General features: G+C 34.6%; 29 protein-coding genes. 1 reads left to right on the top strand and 28 read right to left on the bottom strand.

Features of this window, described 5'->3' with window-relative positions; translation table 11 throughout:
* Positions 1 to 73: 73 nt before the first annotated feature.
* Entirely contained in the window at positions 74 to 268 is a 195-nt protein-coding gene (locus H0V01_12220) for a hypothetical protein (GenBank protein ID MBA2584139.1), read from the bottom strand.
* 256 nt (positions 269 to 524) lie between these two features.
* Between H0V01_12220 and H0V01_12215 the strand changes: the two genes are divergently transcribed.
* A complete protein-coding gene (locus H0V01_12215; GenBank protein MBA2584138.1) occupies positions 525 to 2,366 on the top strand; it encodes a UbiD family decarboxylase in 1,842 nt (613 codons plus the stop codon).
* Positions 2,367 to 2,464: 98 nt separating this feature from the next.
* Here H0V01_12215 and H0V01_12210 read toward each other — a convergent pair whose 3' ends face one another.
* The 27 genes from H0V01_12210 to rplV all read right to left on the bottom strand — a co-directional run bounded on the left by H0V01_12210 (position 2,465) and on the right by rplV (position 18,783).
* On the bottom strand, positions 2,465 to 3,778 hold the full coding sequence (locus H0V01_12210; GenBank protein ID MBA2584137.1) for a citrate (Si)-synthase, eukaryotic: 1,314 nt from the start codon (positions 3,776 to 3,778) through the stop codon (positions 2,465 to 2,467).
* A 146-nt stretch (positions 3,779 to 3,924) separates the two neighbouring features.
* Complete coding sequence (eno, locus tag H0V01_12205) at positions 3,925 to 5,256, bottom strand: phosphopyruvate hydratase (protein ID MBA2584136.1); 1,332 nt, start codon at positions 5,254 to 5,256, stop codon at positions 3,925 to 3,927.
* A 38-nt stretch (positions 5,257 to 5,294) separates the two neighbouring features.
* Entirely contained in the window at positions 5,295 to 6,431 is a 1,137-nt protein-coding gene (carA, locus tag H0V01_12200; GenBank protein ID MBA2584135.1) for a glutamine-hydrolyzing carbamoyl-phosphate synthase small subunit, read from the bottom strand.
* Between the two features lie 262 nt (positions 6,432 to 6,693).
* Positions 6,694 to 7,296, bottom strand: coding sequence for a 50S ribosomal protein L17 (rplQ, locus tag H0V01_12195; GenBank protein MBA2584134.1), 603 nt, complete (start codon positions 7,294 to 7,296; stop codon positions 6,694 to 6,696).
* A 60-nt stretch (positions 7,297 to 7,356) separates the two neighbouring features.
* Positions 7,357 to 8,349, bottom strand: a complete 993-nt coding sequence (locus tag H0V01_12190; protein ID MBA2584133.1) for a DNA-directed RNA polymerase subunit alpha — start codon at positions 8,347 to 8,349, stop codon at positions 7,357 to 7,359.
* 81 nt (positions 8,350 to 8,430) lie between these two features.
* Positions 8,431 to 9,033, bottom strand: a complete 603-nt coding sequence (gene rpsD / locus H0V01_12185; protein ID MBA2584132.1) for a 30S ribosomal protein S4 — start codon at positions 9,031 to 9,033, stop codon at positions 8,431 to 8,433.
* 56 nt (positions 9,034 to 9,089) lie between these two features.
* Positions 9,090 to 9,494 carry a 30S ribosomal protein S11 gene (rpsK, locus tag H0V01_12180; protein MBA2584131.1) on the bottom strand — a complete coding sequence of 135 codons (405 nt, stop codon included), beginning with the start codon at positions 9,492 to 9,494 and terminating at the stop codon, positions 9,090 to 9,092.
* A gap of 91 nt (positions 9,495 to 9,585) precedes the next feature.
* Positions 9,586 to 9,963, bottom strand: a complete 378-nt coding sequence (gene rpsM, locus H0V01_12175) for a 30S ribosomal protein S13 (protein MBA2584130.1) — start codon at positions 9,961 to 9,963, stop codon at positions 9,586 to 9,588.
* A gap of 30 nt (positions 9,964 to 9,993) precedes the next feature.
* Complete coding sequence (rpmJ, locus tag H0V01_12170) at positions 9,994 to 10,110, bottom strand: 50S ribosomal protein L36 (protein MBA2584129.1); 117 nt, start codon at positions 10,108 to 10,110, stop codon at positions 9,994 to 9,996.
* A 30-nt stretch (positions 10,111 to 10,140) separates the two neighbouring features.
* Positions 10,141 to 10,359, bottom strand: a complete 219-nt coding sequence (infA, locus tag H0V01_12165; GenBank protein MBA2584128.1) for a translation initiation factor IF-1 — start codon at positions 10,357 to 10,359, stop codon at positions 10,141 to 10,143.
* An 8-nt stretch (positions 10,360 to 10,367) separates the two neighbouring features.
* Entirely contained in the window at positions 10,368 to 11,147 is a 780-nt protein-coding gene (gene map / locus H0V01_12160) for a type I methionyl aminopeptidase (protein MBA2584127.1), read from the bottom strand.
* An 18-nt stretch (positions 11,148 to 11,165) separates the two neighbouring features.
* Positions 11,166 to 12,506 (bottom strand): preprotein translocase subunit SecY, encoded by a 1,341-nt coding sequence (gene secY, locus H0V01_12155; GenBank protein ID MBA2584126.1) that lies wholly within the window; start codon positions 12,504 to 12,506, stop codon positions 11,166 to 11,168.
* A gap of 6 nt (positions 12,507 to 12,512) precedes the next feature.
* Entirely contained in the window at positions 12,513 to 12,959 is a 447-nt protein-coding gene (rplO, locus tag H0V01_12150) for a 50S ribosomal protein L15 (protein ID MBA2584125.1), read from the bottom strand.
* A gap of 35 nt (positions 12,960 to 12,994) precedes the next feature.
* Positions 12,995 to 13,174 (bottom strand): 50S ribosomal protein L30, encoded by a 180-nt coding sequence (gene rpmD / locus H0V01_12145; GenBank protein MBA2584124.1) that lies wholly within the window; start codon positions 13,172 to 13,174, stop codon positions 12,995 to 12,997.
* Positions 13,175 to 13,218: 44 nt separating this feature from the next.
* Positions 13,219 to 13,737 (bottom strand): 30S ribosomal protein S5, encoded by a 519-nt coding sequence (gene rpsE / locus H0V01_12140; protein ID MBA2584123.1) that lies wholly within the window; start codon positions 13,735 to 13,737, stop codon positions 13,219 to 13,221.
* A gap of 6 nt (positions 13,738 to 13,743) precedes the next feature.
* Positions 13,744 to 14,103, bottom strand: coding sequence for a 50S ribosomal protein L18 (gene rplR / locus H0V01_12135; protein MBA2584122.1), 360 nt, complete (start codon positions 14,101 to 14,103; stop codon positions 13,744 to 13,746).
* A gap of 89 nt (positions 14,104 to 14,192) precedes the next feature.
* A complete protein-coding gene (gene rplF / locus H0V01_12130) occupies positions 14,193 to 14,744 on the bottom strand; it encodes a 50S ribosomal protein L6 (protein MBA2584121.1) in 552 nt (183 codons plus the stop codon).
* 27 nt (positions 14,745 to 14,771) lie between these two features.
* Positions 14,772 to 15,167, bottom strand: coding sequence for a 30S ribosomal protein S8 (gene rpsH / locus H0V01_12125; protein ID MBA2584120.1), 396 nt, complete (start codon positions 15,165 to 15,167; stop codon positions 14,772 to 14,774).
* A 33-nt stretch (positions 15,168 to 15,200) separates the two neighbouring features.
* Positions 15,201 to 15,470, bottom strand: a complete 270-nt coding sequence (gene rpsN, locus H0V01_12120) for a 30S ribosomal protein S14 (protein ID MBA2584119.1) — start codon at positions 15,468 to 15,470, stop codon at positions 15,201 to 15,203.
* A gap of 15 nt (positions 15,471 to 15,485) precedes the next feature.
* On the bottom strand, positions 15,486 to 16,040 hold the full coding sequence (rplE, locus tag H0V01_12115; protein ID MBA2584118.1) for a 50S ribosomal protein L5: 555 nt from the start codon (positions 16,038 to 16,040) through the stop codon (positions 15,486 to 15,488).
* Entirely contained in the window at positions 16,040 to 16,351 is a 312-nt protein-coding gene (gene rplX, locus H0V01_12110; GenBank protein MBA2584117.1) for a 50S ribosomal protein L24, read from the bottom strand. The genes rplE and rplX overlap by 1 nt, the downstream gene beginning before the upstream one ends.
* 20 nt (positions 16,352 to 16,371) lie before the next feature.
* The gene (gene rplN / locus H0V01_12105; GenBank protein ID MBA2584116.1) at positions 16,372 to 16,740 is read right to left on the bottom strand and encodes a 50S ribosomal protein L14; all 369 of its coding nucleotides are present in this window, start codon (positions 16,738 to 16,740) and stop codon (positions 16,372 to 16,374) included.
* 46 nt (positions 16,741 to 16,786) lie between these two features.
* Positions 16,787 to 17,044 carry a 30S ribosomal protein S17 gene (gene rpsQ, locus H0V01_12100; GenBank protein ID MBA2584115.1) on the bottom strand — a complete coding sequence of 86 codons (258 nt, stop codon included), beginning with the start codon at positions 17,042 to 17,044 and terminating at the stop codon, positions 16,787 to 16,789.
* Between the two features lie 5 nt (positions 17,045 to 17,049).
* Complete coding sequence (rpmC, locus tag H0V01_12095; GenBank protein MBA2584114.1) at positions 17,050 to 17,256, bottom strand: 50S ribosomal protein L29; 207 nt, start codon at positions 17,254 to 17,256, stop codon at positions 17,050 to 17,052.
* Positions 17,257 to 17,259: 3 nt separating this feature from the next.
* Positions 17,260 to 17,688, bottom strand: coding sequence for a 50S ribosomal protein L16 (gene rplP, locus H0V01_12090; GenBank protein ID MBA2584113.1), 429 nt, complete (start codon positions 17,686 to 17,688; stop codon positions 17,260 to 17,262).
* A gap of 43 nt (positions 17,689 to 17,731) precedes the next feature.
* Positions 17,732 to 18,463, bottom strand: coding sequence for a 30S ribosomal protein S3 (gene rpsC / locus H0V01_12085; GenBank protein MBA2584112.1), 732 nt, complete (start codon positions 18,461 to 18,463; stop codon positions 17,732 to 17,734).
* A complete protein-coding gene (gene rplV, locus H0V01_12080; GenBank protein ID MBA2584111.1) occupies positions 18,463 to 18,783 on the bottom strand; it encodes a 50S ribosomal protein L22 in 321 nt (106 codons plus the stop codon). The genes rpsC and rplV overlap by 1 nt, the downstream gene beginning before the upstream one ends.
* Positions 18,784 to 18,836 lie beyond the last annotated feature (53 nt).

The following is an 18,836-nucleotide window of genomic DNA, read 5'->3' as shown; positions in this document are numbered from 1 at the left end:
AAATTGATAAATTGACATAAAAAAAAGGGAGGAATTTACATCCCCCCCCTTTATCTATTTTTTATTGATTTTGTTACTTTTTCATTGTTGCATTTCCAGCTTTTACAGCGGCTAATGCATTAGCTTCAGAAAGCATAGTAGTCATTTTATTACCTGCTTTGTCTTCACCCTGCGCCATATAGCCACCTCTTGCGGTTTTGCTAACGACAGCTTTTAACATGTCAACATTTTTCTCTTTGGTTTTCATACAATAAGCTGTAATTTTCATAATGTTTTGGTTTTTGGTTTAATTTATTAATTATTAATATAATTCTTAATTATTTTCTATACACTTCCAATAATTAAAAGCAATCCCGGCAAAGTTATTATTTTATATACTTGGGATTATAAACAAATCATAATTCTATTAACAGTTAATGGTTGAAAAATATTACAATTAATAAAGATAAACAGACTATTAAATTTAATATTCACAAACTTATGAATTGTTTAATAGTAGTACCTTTGCTAAAGAAACAAAAAAAATGAATTACAAAAGCCTGAATCAATGTCTTTCAGATCTTGAAAAACATGGTCACCTAATAAGAATAAAGGAACTGGTTGACCCTGAACTTGAAATGGCAGCTATACATTTAAGAGTGCATGAGGCTGCAGGACCAGCCATCCTTTATGAAAATATTAAGGGATGTAAATTCAAAGCAGTTTCAAACCTTTTTGGCTCATTGGATAGAAGCAGGTTTATTTTTCGAAATTCATTGCAAACTGTAAAAAAGTTAATTGAACTAAAAAACGATCCTATACTTGCTCTTAAAAACCCCTTTAAATATGCTGGAACTGGAATTTCTGCGATTAACGCTCTACCCTTAAAAACAAGGAACAATCCTGTTTTATTTAAAGAAATTACAATAAAAGAATTGCCGCTGATTAAATGTTGGCCAATGGATGGTGGAGCTTTTATCACTCTGCCCCAAGTATATACTGAAGATATTGAAAAACCTGGTGTAATGAATTCAAACCTTGGCATGTATCGTATTCAGTTAAATGGAAATGATTATGTAGCAAATAAGGAAATTGGATTGCATTACCAATTACACAGGGGAATTGGAGTACACCAAACAAAAGCAAACAAAAAAGGAGAACCATTAAAAACAAGCATCTTTGTTGGTGGGCCTCCTGCTCATAGCTTAAGTGCGGTAATGCCTCTTCCCGAAGCACTCTCAGAGCTTACATTCGCAGGAGTAATGGGCAATAGAAGGTTCCGTTATTCATATAAGGATGGTTATTGCATTTCTTCAGATGCAGACTTTGTAATTACAGGAGATGTATATCCTGGAGAAAACAAGCCAGAAGGCCCTTTTGGAGACCATTTGGGTTATTATAGCCTAGAACACAACTTTCCATTAATGAAAGTAAAAGCAGTTTATCACCGTAAAGATGCAATTTGGCCATTTACAGTGGTTGGAAGACCTCCACAGGAGGATACAAGTTTTGGAGCCCTTATTCATGAGATAACAGGACCTTTGATTCCCAAAGAAATACCAGGATTGATCGAAGTAAATGCCGTGGATGCTGCTGGTGTACATCCGCTTTTACTAGCAATAGGAAGTGAAAGATACACTCCATATATTGAAATAAGAAAACCCCAGGAAATTTTAACTATTGCGAATCATATTCTTGGTTTTGGGCAGATGTCCCTTGCTAAATATTTAATTATAGTTGCTGGAGAAGATAATCCAAGCTTAAAAACACATGATATTAAAAGCTTTTTCAGCCATGTTTTAGAACGTGTTGATTGGAAAAGGGATCTGCATTTTTATACTAAAACCAGCATTGATACTCTTGATTACAGTGGTACAGGTTTAAATTCAGGATCAAAAGTGGTTATTGCTGCTGCTGGAGAAAAAAAGAGAGAACTGGCAACAGAACTTCCTCATGATTTTATATTGCCAAATGATTTAAAAGCATGCATTATTATTATGCCAGGGGTAATTGCCATTTCTGGTCCAAATTACAAGGGTGTAAACGAAACTTTAGCTTTTGTAGAGAGAATAAGCGGTTGGTTTAAAAATGTTCTTCCAGATTTTGATCAAAAATTCCCCCTAATAATACTTTGCGATGACAGTAGATTTACCTCTGCAACATTAAACAATTTTTTATGGGTCACCTTTACCAGAAGCAACCCTTCGCATGATATTTATGGAGTGGACAGCTTCACTCAACACAAGCACTGGGGCTGCACAGGTTCTTTAATAATTGATGCACGGTCAAAACCACATCACGCTCCTCCCCTATATTCAGATCCATCCATTGAGAAAAAAGTAGATGCATTAGGTGAAAAAGGAGCTAGTTTATTCGGTATAATTTAACAAAAAACAAAACTGTTTTTTAAGTGCTTTTTAAGGGACAAAAAAAAAGAGGCATGAGTTTTAACTCTTGCCTCTTTTCGAACCCCATTTTGTATTGATTATGAAACTTGTATTCCAATTTTTTTCTTCATCCCTTCAGTAGTTATAGAACTAGGTCTTTCTAATGGACTTCCTAATGCTCTGTCCCAAATTAGAGAAGCAAGAACTCCTAATGCTCTGGAAACACCAAACAATACAGTATAAAACTCATATTCTGTCATCCCATAATGAACTAAAAGCGCACCGGAATGAGCATCAACATTTGGCCATGGATTTTTAATTTTTCCGGTTGATGCAAGAATATCTGGAGCCACTTCATAAACCATTTGAACGATTTCGCATATATCGTCTTTTTTAATATATGTTTTATAAAAATCCTGTTGGGCAGTAAAACGAGGATCGGTTTTTCTTAAAACTGCATGACCATAGCCGGGAACAACTTTTCCTTCGGCAAGCGTTCTCTGAATATATTCAGCAATTTGTTCTTTGGATGGTAAGCCACCACCTAACTCTTCACGAAGCTTCAGTATCCACTGGATTACTTCCTGATTTGCTAATCCATGCAATGGACCAGCAAGCCCGTTCATTCCTGCTGCGAAAGCAAGGTATGGATCACTTAAAGCAGAACCAACTAAATGAGTTGCATGTGCACTTACATTTCCTCCTTCATGATCAACATGAATTGTAAGATAAAGACGCATTAATCTTTTAAAATCAAACGATTCATAACCCATCATATGGGCTAAATTAGCCGCCCAGTCAAGTTTATGATCTGGTTCAATATGAACATTGTTTTTATATTTTTTTCTATAAATATATGCGGCAATCCTAGGCAGCCTGGCAATAAGATTCATTGAATCTTCATATGTATAATCCCAATATTCCTTTTTGCTAATTCCTTTTTTATAAGCAGCGGCAAACAGTGATTCAGTCTGCATTGCCATAACCGCAATACTAAATTGGGTCATTGGATGTGTTGACATGGGCAATGAATCAAGCGTATCGAAAACATGGCGCGGAACAATACTTCTTCTTGCCCAATCATTACTTAAACTTTTAACTTCTTCTTCTGTTGGAAGCTCCCCAACCATCATCAAATAGAAAATCCCTTCAGGCAAAGGCTCTGTACCTCCAGGCGCTTTTGGCAATTTCTCTCTTAATTCAGGTATACTATAACCTCTAAATCTAATTCCCTCTTCAGGGTCTAGTTTTGATGTTTCCGTTACCATTCCTAACATACCCTTCATGCCCTGGTACACTTGGGCAACTGTGTATTCTCCAATTACTTTTTCACCATGTTCCTTAATGATGGTTTTAATTTCGGCGGCCATTGGAATTGCTTTTGCAGCAAATTTCTCTTTCAGTTTATCCATTTTCTTATAAAATTAACAAATATTCAGGATTCTATCATTTATAGAAGTGCTGCTAAATTAAAATTCCTTTTAGGAATTTCAAAGGTTTTTAATCGGAATTATTAAAAATAATAAGGAATATTAGTAACTCCTATTCAATGAAAATATTAAATTATTGGAATTCCAGTAAATGAGCTTATTTTATCTGCTTTTTTACAATATTTAAAATCCTTTCCTGTATACCTGGCGCTTCCACCAAGATATTCTTCAATTCTAAGCAACTGGTTGTATTTTGCGATCCTGTCTGAACGCGATGCCGATCCTGTTTTTATTTGTCCAGTACTTAGTGCAACGGCCAGATCAGCAATGGTAACATCTTCAGTTTCGCCAGAACGATGACTCATCACTGAGGTATAAGAATTTGTTTGTGCCAATTGTACCGCATTTACTGTTTCCGTCAATGTTCCTATCTGGTTAACTTTAACCAGGATGGAATTAGCCACACCCTTATTAATTCCTTCAGCTAATTTAGAGGTGTTTGTAACAAACAAATCATCACCTACCAGTTGAATTTTATTCCCTAATTTTTCTGTCAAAAGTTTCCAACCATCCCAATCATCCTCATCAAGGCCGTCCTCAATAGAAATAATCGGATATTTTTTAGTCCAGTCCTTCCAAAAATCCACCATTTGTGCAGAACTTAGTTTGTCTCCTGTTGATTTTTTAAGATGATAAACTTTTTCTTCTGCATTATAAAATTCAGATGCTGCAGCATCAAGAGCAATATAAATATCCTCTCCTGGTCTGTATCCTGCAGCTTCTATTGCCTGTAAAACAACTTTTATGGCTTCTTCATTAGATTTTAAATTAGGTGCAAATCCACCTTCGTCTCCCACATTAGTTGAAAGCCCTTGTTTTTTTAAAACTGCTTTAAGATGATGAAACACTTCAGTTCCCATTCTTAGCGCCTCACTAAAAGAATTCGCGCCAACTGGCATAATCATGAATTCCTGAATATCAATACTATTATCTGCATGAGAACCTCCATTAAGAATATTCATCATTGGAATAGGTAATAAATTGGCATTAACACCTCCTACATACCTGTATAGAGGTAAGCTAAGTTCATTCGCTGCTGCATGTGCTACTGCCAGAGATACTCCCAAAATAGCATTTGCACCCAGATTGGATTTGTTGGATGTGCCATCCAGTTCGATCATCATCCTGTCAATTTGAGTTTGGCTGAAAATATCCATACCCATTATTTCTTCGCTGATGGTACCATTTACATGGCCAACTGCTTTTGAAACTTCTTTTCCAAGATATCTTCCCTTATCGCCATCTCTCAACTCCATTGCTTCGTGTTTCCCTGTAGATGCTCCTGAAGGCACAGCAGCTCTTCCATATCCGCCTGCATCAGTTATTACATCAACTTCAATTGTTGGATTCCCTCTAGAATCTAAAATCTGTCTTGCTTTTATTGAAGAAATATATCCCATGAATAATTTAATTTTTTTATTATTTATAAATCATTATATTAAAGTACTTCTGATTCTAGTTTTTTAGCAGCTTTAAATTCCAACATTTGATCAATGAACATATCAAAAAGATACCTGGAATCTAATGGTCCTGGGCCTGCTTCAGGATGGTATTGAACAGAAAAAGCCCTTTTGTTTTTTACTCTAAATCCAGCAAGGGTTCCATCATTTAAATGATAATGAGTTAATTCAACTTGATCGCTATTCTCTGCATCCTCTTTGCTAACACAAAACCCATGATTTTGAGATGTAATTTCACCTTTACCAGTAATTGTATTTTTTATAGGATGATTTATTCCCCTATGCCCATTGTGCATTTTAAAAGTTGAAAGTCCGCTTGCCCATGCTAATATTTGATGACCAAGGCAAATTCCAAATAATGGATAATCTTTTTTAACAATTTCTACAACCTTTTGAACAGTATCAGGCATTACTTCTGGATCACCAGGGCCATTGGAAATTAAAAAACCATCTGGGCTCCAGGCTAACATTTCTTCAACTGAAGTGCTCATTGGAAAAACTTTAATAGTGCATCCTCTTTCTTCAAGATTCCTCAAACTGTTATATTTAACCCCAAGATCAAGTACCGCAACTTTATATTTCCCTTCCTGGCTTCCCCAATTATATGGCTCCTTGGTTGTAACTTTAGATGATAACTCTAGCCCCTTCATGGATGGAACTTGAGATAATTTGTTTTTTAATATTTCAATATCCGTTTCTTCAGAAGAAATAATAGCATTCATGGTACCTTTATTTCTTATGTATCTTACTAATGCACGAGTATCAATATCTGATATACCAACAACATTGCCCTCAACAAAATAATTCTGCAATGATTTTTCGGCTCTTACTCGTGAATATCCTTCATTAAAAATTTTACAAACCATTCCTGCAATTTTAATAGACCCTGATTCAGCCTCATCATCCAAAACTCCATAATTTCCTATATGGACATTGGTCATAATAATTATCTGACCAAAATAAGAAGGATCTGTAAATATTTCCTGGTATCCGGTCATTCCTGTATTAAAGCAGATCTCACCAGTAGTAGTTCCTATTTTTCCAGCTGACTTACCATGGAATATTTTTCCATCTTCTAAAACTAAAACTGCAGGGACTTTTTCAGTAAATTTCATTTGTGTATTTTTAAATTGTAGCTTATTTAATTGAACCTATCCTTAAAATATAACGTCAAAATTACTTTATCCTTTATTAAAAATAAGGTTTTATTTTCAGAACTTATTCACTTTTCTTTACTTATTATTTAACAAGTATTCAATATCCGCTCTAATTTTAATCCAATGCGATTTCAATTGTCATTTAAACTTCATTTTATGACATAAAAAAAAGGATAAAGTGAAAACACCTTATCCTTTTCTTTTAAATTATAAAATCAAATTACTCACTTTTTGTCTCTTCATCATTTGATTTTGGAGCTTTTTCTTCTGTTGATTTTGCTTTAGGAGTCTTTGCTTTAGCAATTGGAGCTTCAGCAGATTTAGCTTTTGCTTTAGGAGCTTTTTCCTTAACCTCAGTAGTGCCTTCAGCTTCCGTGGCTTCTGTGCCTTCAGCTTTTTTCTTTGTAGTACGTCCTCTTCTGGTTGTTTTAGCTTTTTTCTCAGTCTTATCCTTTAACATTAACTCATTGAAATCAACAAGCTCAATTATACACATTTCTGCATTATCACCAAGTCTGTTAGCCAATTTAATTATTCTTGTATATCCACCTGGTCTGTCAGCAATTTTTGGAGCTACATCTCTGAACAATATTGTTGCAGCATCTTTATCCTGAAGATAACTAAAAGCGATTCTTCTTGAATGGGTAGTATCTTCTTTTGATTTTGTAAGAAGTGGCTCAACATATACTCTTAAAGCCTTTGCTTTAGCAAGTGTAGTACTGATTCTTTTGTGTAAGATTAAAGAGGCAGACATGTTTGAAAGCATAGCTTTTCTGTGACTGCTTGTCCTGCCTAAATGATTTATTTTTTTACCGTGTCTCATCGTATTATATTTAAAAAATCAGTTCAGAAATTAATAACATTACTATTTCTGATTGTAAATTTAGTCTTTATCTAGTTTGTATTTAGATAGGTTCATTCCAAAATGTAAATTTTTAGCATGTACCAAATCTTCAAGTTCTGTTAAGGATTTCTTACCGAAATTTCTGAATTTCAATAAGTCATTCTTGTTAAAAGAAACAAGTTCACCAAGAGTTTCAACATCTGCAGCTTTCAAACAATTCAAAGCTCTTACTGAAAGATCCATGTCAACAAGTTTGGTTTTCAAAAGTTGACGCATATGCAATGAAGTTTCATCAAATTCTTCAGTAGCTGATTTCTCTTCAGTATCTAAAGTGATTTTCTCATCTGAGAACAACATAAAATGATGAATAAGAATTTTTGCAGCTTCTTTTAAAGCCTCTTTTGGATGAACTGAACCATCAGAAACAATTTCGAAAATTAGTTTTTCATAATCCGTTTTTTGCTCAACACGGTAATTCTCAATACTGTATTTAACATTTTTGATTGGAGTGAAAATAGCATCAATTGGAATTTGACCAAAAACGGCATTTACCGGTTTGTTTTCCTCTGCAGGAACATAACCTCTACCCTTATCGATATTCATCTCCATTTTAATCTTAACATCAGTTTCCATATTGCAGATAACCAAATCAGGATTCAAAACTTGAAAACCTGAAATAAACTTACCTATATCACCTGCAGTAAAAACATTTTTACCAGTAAAGTTAACAGTAACTCTTTCGTTATCCTGCAACTCGATTTGTTTTTTAAACCTGATTTGCTTGATGTTTAATATAATTTCGGTTACATCTTCAACTACTCCTTTAATGCTGGAGAATTCATGATCTACACCTTCAATTTTGATTGATGTAACTGCATATCCCTCTAAAGAAGAAAGTAGGATTCGTCTAAGGGCATTACCTATAGTAATTCCATATCCTGGTTCAAGGGGCCTGAACTCAAATTGACCTTCAATCTCATTTGAGTTTAACATTATTACCTTGTCAGGTTTTTGAAAAGCTAAAATTCCCATATATTTAATTTGAATTTGGTTTATTAAAATTTATTGTGTTTTGTCTTTTACTGTTTTTAGTTTAAACAATACAGTAAAATATTATTTAGAGTACAATTCAACAATTAATTGTTCCTTAATGTTTTCTGGAATTTGTTCTCTTTCTGGTATTGCAAGAAATCTTCCCTCCAAAGTTGTTCTATTAAAATCAAGCCATGGATAAGTAACACCTCTTGAAACAGAATTTGTAATAGTTTCAAGGGATTTGGATTTTTCTCTCACTGCAACAGCATCTCCTACTTTTAATTTATAAGAAGGAAGGTTAACAATATTTCCGTTTACCGTAATATGACGGTGAGAAACCAATTGTCTTGCACCACTTCTGGTTGGAGAAATTCCTAAACGATATACAACGTTATCTAAACGAGATTCAATAAGCTGAAGTAAAATCTCACCGGTGATACCTTTAGATCTGGAAGCCTTATCAAAAATATTAGCGAATTGCTTTTCTAATATACCATAAGTATATTTAGCTTTTTGCTTTTCGGCTAATTGAATAGCATACTCTGATTGTTTTCCTCTTCTTTTGGAAACACCATGTTGTCCTGGAGGATAATTTTTCTTTTGAAGTGCTTTATCCGGTCCAAAAATCGGATCTCTGAATCTTCTTGCAATTTTAGACTTTGGGCCTGTATATCTTGCCATTTCTTATTTTTATTTTTAATTTTTAATGTTTTTAACCAAGTAACCGGTTAATTTAATTATACTCTTCTTCTTTTAGGTGGACGGCAACCGTTATGTGGTATTGGCGTAACATCTACAATTTCTGTAACTTCTATACCTGAATTATGAATTGTTCTGATAGCAGATTCTCTTCCAGCTCCTGGTCCTTTAACAAAAACCTTAACCTTTCTTAAACCCATGTCATAAGCAACCTTTGCACAATCTCCTGCTGCCATTTGAGCTGCATAAGGTGTGTTTTTCTTAGAACCTCTGAATCCCATTTTTCCTGAAGATGCCCAGGAAATTACCTGCCCCTGGTTGTTTGTAAGGGAAATAATTAGATTATTAAAAGTTGCATTAAGGTGGGCTTGTCCTACTGCCTCAACTTTTACAACTTTCTTTTTTGTAGTTTTTGCTTTTTTACCGTCTGTCGATTTTGCCATTTTATTTATTTGATGATTTGATATTTTGTTGATTTGATATAATCTTAACGATTTTCAAATTAACCTTTTTTATCAAATGGTTATTTGGTTATTATTTGGTTACTTTCTTTTTGTTAGCAACAGTTTTTCTCTTTCCTTTTCTAGTCCTGGAATTGTTTTTGGTTCTTTGTCCTCTTAAAGGCAAGCCAATACGATGACGAATCCCTCTGTAACATCCAATGTCCATTAAGCGTTTAATGCTCAATTGAACTTCAGAACGAAGTGCACCCTCCACTTTGATTTTATCAGTAATAAAATTCCTGATATTAACCAACTGGTCATCATTCCAATCCTGTACTTTGATACTTCTATCAACACCTGAGGAATCTAATATTCTTTGAGCGGTGCTTCTACCTATACCGAAAATATAAGTTAAAGCAATTTCGCCTCTTTTGTTTTTTGGTAAATCTATACCTGAAATCCTAGCCATAGCTATATTCTGTTTTTATTATTGTTATTATTAACCTTGTCTTTGTTTATACTTAGGATTCTTTTTGTTTATAACATAAACTCTTCCTTTTCTACGTACAATTTTGCAGTCTACACTTCTTTTTTTGACTGATGCTCTTACTTTCATGAGTGAAAATATTGTTTAATTTAAATCTAATTATTTATATCTGTATGTAATTCTTCCTTTTGTCAAATCATAAGGCGACATCTCAACTTTAACTCTGTCACCAGGCAAAATTTTAATGTAATGCATTCTCATTTTCCCGGAAATATGAGCAATTAAAATATGACCGTTCTCAAGCTCTACACGAAACATTGCATTTGACAGTGCTTCTATAATAGTTCCATCCTGCTCAATTAATCCTTGTTTAGACATTTACTTTATTAATTCTTATTATTTAAAACTTCTTCAATATATTTAAAAGTAGATAATATATCCGCTTTATCCTTTCCAACTGCTACATCATGTTCAAAATGTGCAGAGGGAAATCGATCGGCAGTAATAATTGTCCAACCATCTTTATCCTGCATTACTTCCTTTCTTCCAAGATTAATCATTGGCTCGATTGCCAATACTAATCCTTCCTGTAACTTTATTCCCCTGCCTTTTTTACCGTAATTAGGTACTTCAGGACTCTCATGCAAATTTTTGCCTAATCCATGGCCCACTAATTCTCTAACAACGGAAAATCCGTTTTTTTCAGCATGATCTTGAATTGCAGATCCTATATCACCCATCCTAGCACCAACAACTGCATGTTCAATACCAAGTAAAAGACATTCCTTTGTTACCCTAAGCAGTTTAAGTATTTCAGGTTTCACTTCTCCTATAGCAAAGGTATAAGCAGAATCTCCATAAAATCCATTTTTCAAAACACCACAATCAACAGAAATAATATCTCCATCGCGTAATTCCTTTTTATTTGGTATTCCATGAACAACCTGCTCATTCACCGAAATGCACAATGAATTAGGGAAACCGTTATAATCTTTAAAGCCTGGCTTGGCATTGTTATCTAAAATAAATTGCTCTGCAATTTTATCCAGATCCAATGAAGTAATCCCGGGCCTTATAGCTTTAGCTACTTCCGCAAGTGTTTTTCCAACAAGTAAAGAACTTTCTCTTAATAATTCAATTTCTTCTTTCGACTTATAGTATATCATCCGTAATCCTCTTTTGGATTATCCGGCCATACTTACCGGTGATGAACTCCTGCCTTTAATTCTTCCGGATTTCATCAAACCATCATAATGACGCATTAATAAATGGCTTTCAATTTGTTGCAAAGTATCAAGTACAACACCTACTAATATAAGTAAAGATGTTCCGCCAAAGAACTGTGCAAATCTGTTATTTACTCCGAATATAATTGCAAATGCAGGCATAATAGCAATAAATGCTAAGGCCAAAGCACCAGGAAGAGTTATTTTAGACATAATATTATCAATAAATTGAGCAGTTGTTTTACCAGGTTTAACTCCAGGTACAAACCCTCCATTACGTTTCATATCTTCAGCCATTTGATTCGGATTTACAGTAACAGCAGTATAGAAGTAGGTAAATACGATAATCATCATAGCAAAAGTGAAATTATACCAAAATCCTGTAAAGTTGGAAAAAGTAGCAGCAAAGCCAGACAGTGCTTCAGATTCGGCAAGACCTGCAAGTGTTATTGGAACAAACATAATAGCCTGAGCAAAAATGATTGGCATTACGCCAGAGGCATTAACTTTTAAAGGTATATATTGTCTAACTCCACCATATTGATTACTACCAACGATTTTCTTAGCAAATTGAACCGGAATTCTTCTCACACCCTGAACAATTAGAATTGTTCCTACAACAATGAAGAATAAAACAAGTAATTCAACAATAAAAACAACCATTCCACCACCAGCTTCTTCAAGTCTTGAAGTAAATTCAGCAACAAAAGCAAAAGGAAGATCAGCAATAATACCAATCATAATCAAAATTGAAATACCATTTCCAATTCCTTTATCCGTAATTTTTTCACCTAACCACATTACGAACATAGTTCCAGTAACCAAAATCAGGATTGACTGAACCCAAAAGAACATTCCTGGATTAACAATTGCAGCAGCTGGTATTTGTGATGCAATATAACCAGGAGCTTGTCCTAAGGTTATTACAATAGTCAATAACCTTGTAATTTGATTAACTTTCTTTCTCCCACTCTCGCCCTCACGTTGCAATTTCTGAAAATATGGAACCGCCATACCAAGTAACTGTATCACAATGGATGCAGAAATGTATGGCATAATACCAAGTGCAAAAATAGAAGCTCTGGAAAAAGCTCCTCCGGCAAACATATTAATTAAATCGATAATTCCGCGACCACCGTCTCCAGCAACAGGAGCTTCCAACATGGCAGAATCAACGCCTGGAAGTACTATATATGAACCTAAACGATATATAAGAATAAATCCAAGGGTGTTTAAAATTCTCACCCTTAGATCTTCAATCTTAAATATATTTTTTAAAGTATCGTAAAACTTTTTCATTATTTATTATAATTTTATAATCTCGCCACCCTGGCCTTCAATAGCAGCTTTTGCTGATGCGGAAAATCCATGTGCTTTAACCTGAAGCTTAGTTTTAAGTTCGCCTCTTCCTAATATTTTAATCAAATGGTTTTTAGAAACCAATCCGCTTGCAATTAAAGCAGCCTGATCAATCATGTCCACCTTTTTATCGTCAGCAATTTTTTGCAACATATCAAGGTTAATTCCACGATATTCGATACGGTTTACATTTTTAAAACCAAATTTCGGAACTCTTCTTTGCAAAGGCATTTGACCACCTTCAAATCCTGGTTTAGAAGAATATCCAGAACGAGATTGAGCTCCCTTGTGTCCTCTTGTTGAAGTTCCACCTCTACCGGATCCCTGTCCTCTTCCTATTCTTTTTCTGTTTTTTACCGAGCCTTGAGCTGGTTTCAGATTACTTAAGTCCATTTTATGTATGCTTTTATGTTTTAATTAGATCAGAATTATATTTCTTCAACTGAAATAAGGTGTTTCACTTTATTTACCATCCCAAGAATCTGAGGAGTTGCTTCAACCTCTACGGGTCGGTTCATTTTGTTCAAGCCCAAAGCTTTTAGCGTTCTTTTTTGACGCTCTGGCCTGTCTATTCCACTTCTAATTTGTTTGATTCTGATCTTTGCCATTTTTATTTTATATTATACAAACTTATAAAAGAATGTTATTTATCTTATCCGTTAAAAACCTTATCAAGAGTAACGCCTCTTTGTTGTGCAACAGTATTTGCGTCTCTTAATAGAGTTAATGCTTCAATAGTAGCTTTAACAACGTTATGAGGATTGGATGAGCCTTTTGATTTGGCTAGTACATCCGTTATTCCAACGCTTTCAAGAACAGCACGCATGGCACCACCAGCAATAACTCCAGTTCCGTGTGATGCAGGCTTTAAAAACACAAGAGCTCCACTATATTTACCATATTGCTCATGTGGAATTGTACCTCTAAGAATTGGAACTTTTATCAAATTCTTTTTAGCATCATCAATACCTTTAGCAATTGCTTCAGTAACTTCTTTAGCCTTTCCAAGTCCGTGTCCAACAATTCCGTTTTCATTTCCAACCACAACTATGGCTGAAAAACTGAATGTTCTACCACCCTTAGTAACTTTAACAACTCTTTGAATGCTAACCAGTTTGTCTTTTAATTCAATATCACTGGTTTTAACTCTTTTTATATTCACGTTTGACATATTTCTCTAGAATTTAAGACCTGCTTCTCTTGCAGCTTCTGCTAATGATTTAACTCTTCCATGGTAAAGGTAACCGCCTCTATCAAAAACAACTGCACTAATACCTGCTTGTGTTGCTTTTTCAGCAATTAACTTACCTACTAATTTTGCCTGATCAACTTTATTGCTTTTTTCTGAAGCAGCAAGTTCTTTGTCAAGTGAAGATGCAGCTACAATTGTAACACCTTTTACGTCATCAATAATCTGAACGGAAATATTTGTATTACTTCTGAAAACACTCAATCTTGGCCTTTCAGTTGTACCATTTACAATCTTCCTGATTCTTTTTTTGATTCTTGACCTTCTGTATTCTTTAGTTATTGACATTTCTAATAATTTGATAATATAATACTATGATAATGTGTCAATTTAAAGTTTGAAAATATATAAATAATCAAACATTCAAATTAATTTTATTATTTACCTGCTGATTTACCAGCTTTTCTTCTTAATACTTCGCCAACAAATCGAATACCCTTGCCTTTGAAAGGTTCTGGTTTTCTAAATGATCTGATTTTAGCTGCAACCTGCCCCAATAGTTGTTTGTCCACTGATTCAAGTGTAATTGTTGGACTTTTACCTCTTAAAGTTTCAGTTGCTACTTTAACCTCAGCTGGTAATTGAAAAACAATATTATGAGAATAACCTAAAGTAAGCTCAAGCATTTGTCCTTGATTGGTAGCTTTATAACCTACACCAACTAATTCTTGTTTAGTAGTAAATCCTTTGCTTACGCCTTCTACCATGTTAGCAATCAATGCTCTGTAAAGACCATGTTTTGCTCTATGATCTTTTTGATCAGATTCTCTTTGAAGAGTTATAGTTGAATCTTCAATTGTTACTTTAACACAAGAATCTACATTTTGAGTTAATGTACCAAGAGGTCCTTTTACAGTTACCACTTGATCGTTTACTTTAACTTCAACTTCTTTGGGTAGATTTATAGGTAATTTTCCAATACGTGACATAATATTTTCAGTCTCTGTTGTTAATTTTTAATATACGTAGCAGATTACTTCTCCGCCCACTTTATCTCTTCTTGCTTCCTTATCAGTCATAAGGCCTTTAGATGTAGATATAATAGCAATACCTAAACCATTTAAAACCCTTGGCAATCTTTCAGCACCTGCATATTTTCTCAAACCAGGTGAACTAATCCTGTCAATCTTTGTGATAGCAGGTATTTTAGATACTGGGTGATATTTTAAGGCAATTTTAATGTTGCCCTGAGGGCCGATATCTTCAAATTTATAATTAAGGATGTACCCCTTATTAAATAAAATTTTCGTGATCTCCTTTTTTAAATTAGATGCCGGAATATCCACAACTCTGTGGTTAGCATTAACCGCATTTCTTACTCGGGTTAAGTAATCCGCAATTGAATCTGTCATTGTTATTTATATTAGTTCTTTAAAATACTATTACTACCAGCTTGATTTAGTCACTCCCGGTATTTTTCCAGCAAGCGCAAGCTCTCTAAAAACAATACGCGAAACACCAAATTGACGCAGATAACCTCTAGGACGACCTGTTAATTTACATCTGTTTCTGCCACGAACAGGACTTGCGTTCTTTGGCAATTTTTGTAAACCATCGTAATCACCAGCTGCTTTTAATGCTGTTCTTTTTTCAGCATATTTATCAGCAATTCTTTTTCTTTTAACTTCTCTTGCTTTTATTGATTCTTTAGCCATTTGCTTTGTTTGCTATTATTGTTTTTTTGTAAATGGTATGCCCAACTCTTTTAAAAGTGCGTGAGCTTCTTTATCGTCTTGGGCAGAAGTTACAAATGTAATATCCATACCTAAAATTTTGTTTACTTTATCGATATCGATTTCTGGGAAAATAATTTGTTCAGTCACACCTAAAGTGTAATTTCCTTTTCCATCAAAACCTTTAACGTTCACTCCTCTGAAGTCACGAATCCTAGGTAAAGCTACAGAAATAAGCCTATCAAGAAATTCATACATTCTATCACCTCTAAGTGTCACCCTAGCACCAATTGGAACACCTTTTCTCAATTTGAAATTGGAAATATCCTTTTTAGATTTAGTAGCAACGGCTTTTTGACCGGCAACAATTGTCATTTCATTTAGCGCGCCTTCCAAAAGTTTTTTATCAGAAACTGCAATACCCAATCCTTGGTTAAGGCAAATCTTTTTCAACTTTGGAACCTGCATAGGAGATTTGAAATTAAACTCCTTCATTAAAGCTGGAATAACATCCGCTCTGTATTTGTCTTTTAATCTTGCTGAGTAAGCCATTATATTACAACCTCCCCTGTTTTTTTAGAGTAACGAACTATTTTATCATTTTCGATTCTGCGTCCTACACGAGTAGCAGTACCGTTATACACAAGCATCAGATTGGAAATCTGAATTGGTGCTTCTTTTTTAACAATTCCACCTTGTGGACTTGCTGAACTTGGTTTAGTGTGTCTTGAAACCATATTGATTCCCTCAACAATAGCCCTGTTCTTGTCGATGATAACAGAAAGAATTTTTCCTTCCTGACCTCTGTAATTTCCGGCTAGAACCTTTACAGTATCGCCTTTTTTTATTTTTAACTTTGGCATAACGCTTTTTAATTTTTTCATTACAGCACCTCTGGGGCCAATGAAACTATTTTCATAAATTGTTTTTCTCTTAACTCTCTTGCAACAGGTCCGAAAATACGAGTTCCTCTCATCTCCTCGGTTGCACTTAACAATACTACTGCATTGTCGTCAAACCTTATATATGAACCATCCGCTCTTCTAACTTCTTTCTTAGTTCTAACAACCACTGCTTTAGAAACAATTCCTTTTTTCACATTACCTGAAGGAAGTGCATGTTTAACTGAAACAATGATTTTATCTCCAAGAGAAGCATATCTTTTTTTGGTTCCACCCAAAACTCTGATACAAAGTACTTCCTTAGCTCCACTGTTGTCGGCAACTGCCAGACGAGATTCTTGCTGTATCATAACTTATTTCTGTATATCGATTATATAAATTAACGCTTATAATTAATTATTTTGCTCTTTCAAGAACTTCAACTAATCTCCAGCATTTGCTTTTGCTCAATGGTTTTGTTTCCATTATGCGTACTGTATCTCCAATGTTGCAATCATTTTTTTCATCATGAGCCATAAACGTAGAAGTTCTTTTAATGAATTTCCCGTATTTGGGATGCTTCACTTTACGTTCAACAGTAACAACTATAGATTTAGTCATTTTGTTACTCTTAACAACACCGACTTTTTCTTTTCTTAAATTTCTGGTTTCCATTTGTATTATTTTTTAGAAGCTTCAAGTTTAATTCTTCTTGTCAGTTCAGTTTTAAGCCTAGCTATTGTTCTTCTGGATCCCTTGATTTTCATAGGGTTTTCCAAAGGTGAAATAGTATGGGTCAATTTCATTTTAGCAAGGATTGCTTGCTCATCGGTTGTCTTTTCACGAAGTTCATTCGTTGAAAGCTCATTTATTACAGATTGCTTCATTATTTATATTATTTCTTCTGAAAAATCTCTTCTTACTAAAAATTTGCATGTGATTGGCAATTTTTGTGCTCCTAAACGTAAAGCTTCTTTTGCAACTTCAAAGGGAACCCCCTCGATTTCAAAAATCACTCTACCTGGTTTAACAACAGCAACCCAATATTCAGGACTACCTTTACCTTTACCCATCCTTACCTCGGCTGGTTTTTTAGTAATTGGCTTATCAGGAAAAATTCTAATCCAAAGCTGTCCTTCACGTTTCATGAAACGGGTAACAGCAATACGAGCTGCTTCAATCTGCCTACTAGTAATCCAGGCACCTGCTTCAGCTTTTATTCCGAAAGAGCCAAATGAAAGTTGAGCACCTCTATTGGCATTCCCCTTCATTTTCATCTTATGCATTTTCCTAAACTTGGTTCTCTTTGGCTGTAACATTATACTACGGTTATATCGTTATTATATTCTGAATCTTAATAAATTATTTCTTCTTCTTATTTCCACCACTACTTGGAGCTCTGAATTTTGGAGCAACAGGTTTTTTATCTTTTGCAGCAGAAAGTCCTAAGTTTGGAGAAAGATCTCTTTTACCAAAAATCTCACCTTTGCAAATCCAAACTTTCACACCAATTCTACCATAAGTTGTATGGGCTTCGGATAAAGCATAATCAATATCAGCTCTTAATGTGTGAAGAGGAGTTCTTCCTTCTTTATAACCTTCAGACCTGGCCATTTCTGCGCCACCTAATCTTCCAGAAACAAGAACCTTAATACCTTCAGCACCCATTCTCATTGTAGAAGCAACCGACATTTTTGCAGCTCTTCTAAAAGAAATCCTACCTTCAATTTGGCGGGCAATTCCATCAGCAACAAGTTTTGCATCAAGTTCAGGCCGTTTAATTTCAAATATATTGATCTGTACTTCTTTTTTTGTTATTTTCTTAAGTTCTTCTTTAAGCTTATCAACTTCCTGTCCGCCTTTTCCAATAATAATTCCCGGACGAGCAGTATTTATGGTAACAGTAATAAGTTTTAAAGTTCTTTCGATAATGATTTTGGAAATGCTTGCCTTAGGAAGACGCGCATATAAGTATGTTCTTATTTTTTCATCCTCTACCAATTTATCAGCATAGTTTTTACCACCGTACCAATTAGAATCCCATCCTTTGATGACACCTAACCTGAATCCTATTGGATGTACCTTTTGTCCCATTAATTCGAATTATTTACTTCGTTAACAACTTCTTTATTATCTAAAATCACAGTTACGTGATTTGAACGTTTTCTGATTCTGTGACCACGGCCTTGTGGGGCTGGTCGCAATCTTTTAAGTTGACGTCCGCTATCTACGAAAATCTCTTTAACATATAAATTGCTATCACCAGCTCTTTGCCCTGATTTGGATTCAAAATTAGCGATTGCCGATGTTATTAATTTTTCAACTCTTACGGCAGCTTGCTTTGAAGTAAACTGCAATAAGCTTAATGCCTTATAAACATCTAATCCTCTAACCATATCAGCAACCAAACGCATTTTTCTTGGAGATGTAGGGCAGTCATTCAACTTAGCGATGTAAGTTGTTTTCC

Source organism: Bacteroidota bacterium (assembly GCA_013696965.1).
Classification (GTDB): Bacteria; Bacteroidota; Bacteroidia; order JACCXN01; family JACCXN01; genus JACCXN01.
This window is presented reverse-complemented; position numbering and strand designations above follow the sequence as displayed.

Coding starts and splice junctions, on each gene's coding strand:
- H0V01_12220 (MBA2584139.1), bottom strand. CDS start 268: ATGAAAATTACAGCTTATTGTATGAAAACCAAAGAGAAAAATGTTGAC.
- H0V01_12215 (MBA2584138.1), top strand. CDS start 525: ATGAATTACAAAAGCCTGAATCAATGTCTTTCAGATCTTGAAAAACAT.
- H0V01_12210 (MBA2584137.1), bottom strand. CDS start 3,778: ATGGATAAACTGAAAGAGAAATTTGCTGCAAAAGCAATTCCAATGGCC.
- eno (MBA2584136.1), bottom strand. CDS start 5,256: ATGGGATATATTTCTTCAATAAAAGCAAGACAGATTTTAGATTCTAGA.
- carA (MBA2584135.1), bottom strand. CDS start 6,431: ATGAAATTTACTGAAAAAGTCCCTGCAGTTTTAGTTTTAGAAGATGGA.
- rplQ (MBA2584134.1), bottom strand. CDS start 7,296: ATGAGACACGGTAAAAAAATAAATCATTTAGGCAGGACAAGCAGTCAC.
- H0V01_12190 (MBA2584133.1), bottom strand. CDS start 8,349: ATGGGAATTTTAGCTTTTCAAAAACCTGACAAGGTAATAATGTTAAAC.
- rpsD (MBA2584132.1), bottom strand. CDS start 9,033: ATGGCAAGATATACAGGCCCAAAGTCTAAAATTGCAAGAAGATTCAGA.
- rpsK (MBA2584131.1), bottom strand. CDS start 9,494: ATGGCAAAATCGACAGACGGTAAAAAAGCAAAAACTACAAAAAAGAAA.
- rpsM (MBA2584130.1), bottom strand. CDS start 9,963: ATGGCTAGGATTTCAGGTATAGATTTACCAAAAAACAAAAGAGGCGAA.
- rpmJ (MBA2584129.1), bottom strand. CDS start 10,110: ATGAAAGTAAGAGCATCAGTCAAAAAAAGAAGTGTAGACTGCAAAATT.
- infA (MBA2584128.1), bottom strand. CDS start 10,359: ATGTCTAAACAAGGATTAATTGAGCAGGATGGAACTATTATAGAAGCA.
- map (MBA2584127.1), bottom strand. CDS start 11,147: ATGATATACTATAAGTCGAAAGAAGAAATTGAATTATTAAGAGAAAGT.
- secY (MBA2584126.1), bottom strand. CDS start 12,506: ATGAAAAAGTTTTACGATACTTTAAAAAATATATTTAAGATTGAAGAT.
- rplO (MBA2584125.1), bottom strand. CDS start 12,959: ATGGACTTAAGTAATCTGAAACCAGCTCAAGGCTCGGTAAAAAACAGA.
- rpmD (MBA2584124.1), bottom strand. CDS start 13,174: ATGGCAAAGATCAGAATCAAACAAATTAGAAGTGGAATAGACAGGCCA.
- rpsE (MBA2584123.1), bottom strand. CDS start 13,737: ATGTCAAACGTGAATATAAAAAGAGTTAAAACCAGTGATATTGAATTA.
- rplR (MBA2584122.1), bottom strand. CDS start 14,103: ATGTCAATAACTAAAGAATACAGAAGGTCAAGAATCAAAAAAAGAATC.
- rplF (MBA2584121.1), bottom strand. CDS start 14,744: ATGTCACGTATTGGAAAATTACCTATAAATCTACCCAAAGAAGTTGAA.
- rpsH (MBA2584120.1), bottom strand. CDS start 15,167: ATGACAGATTCAATTGCGGATTACTTAACCCGAGTAAGAAATGCGGTT.
- rpsN (MBA2584119.1), bottom strand. CDS start 15,470: ATGGCTAAAGAATCAATAAAAGCAAGAGAAGTTAAAAGAAAAAGAATT.
- rplE (MBA2584118.1), bottom strand. CDS start 16,040: ATGGCTTACTCAGCAAGATTAAAAGACAAATACAGAGCGGATGTTATT.
- rplX (MBA2584117.1), bottom strand. CDS start 16,351: ATGCCAAAGTTAAAAATAAAAAAAGGCGATACTGTAAAGGTTCTAGCC.
- rplN (MBA2584116.1), bottom strand. CDS start 16,740: ATGATACAGCAAGAATCTCGTCTGGCAGTTGCCGACAACAGTGGAGCT.
- rpsQ (MBA2584115.1), bottom strand. CDS start 17,044: ATGGAAACCAGAAATTTAAGAAAAGAAAAAGTCGGTGTTGTTAAGAGT.
- rpmC (MBA2584114.1), bottom strand. CDS start 17,256: ATGAAGCAATCTGTAATAAATGAGCTTTCAACGAATGAACTTCGTGAA.
- rplP (MBA2584113.1), bottom strand. CDS start 17,688: ATGTTACAGCCAAAGAGAACCAAGTTTAGGAAAATGCATAAGATGAAA.
- rpsC (MBA2584112.1), bottom strand. CDS start 18,463: ATGGGACAAAAGGTACATCCAATAGGATTCAGGTTAGGTGTCATCAAA.
- rplV (MBA2584111.1), bottom strand. CDS start 18,783: ATGCGTTTGGTTGCTGATATGGTTAGAGGATTAGATGTTTATAAGGCA.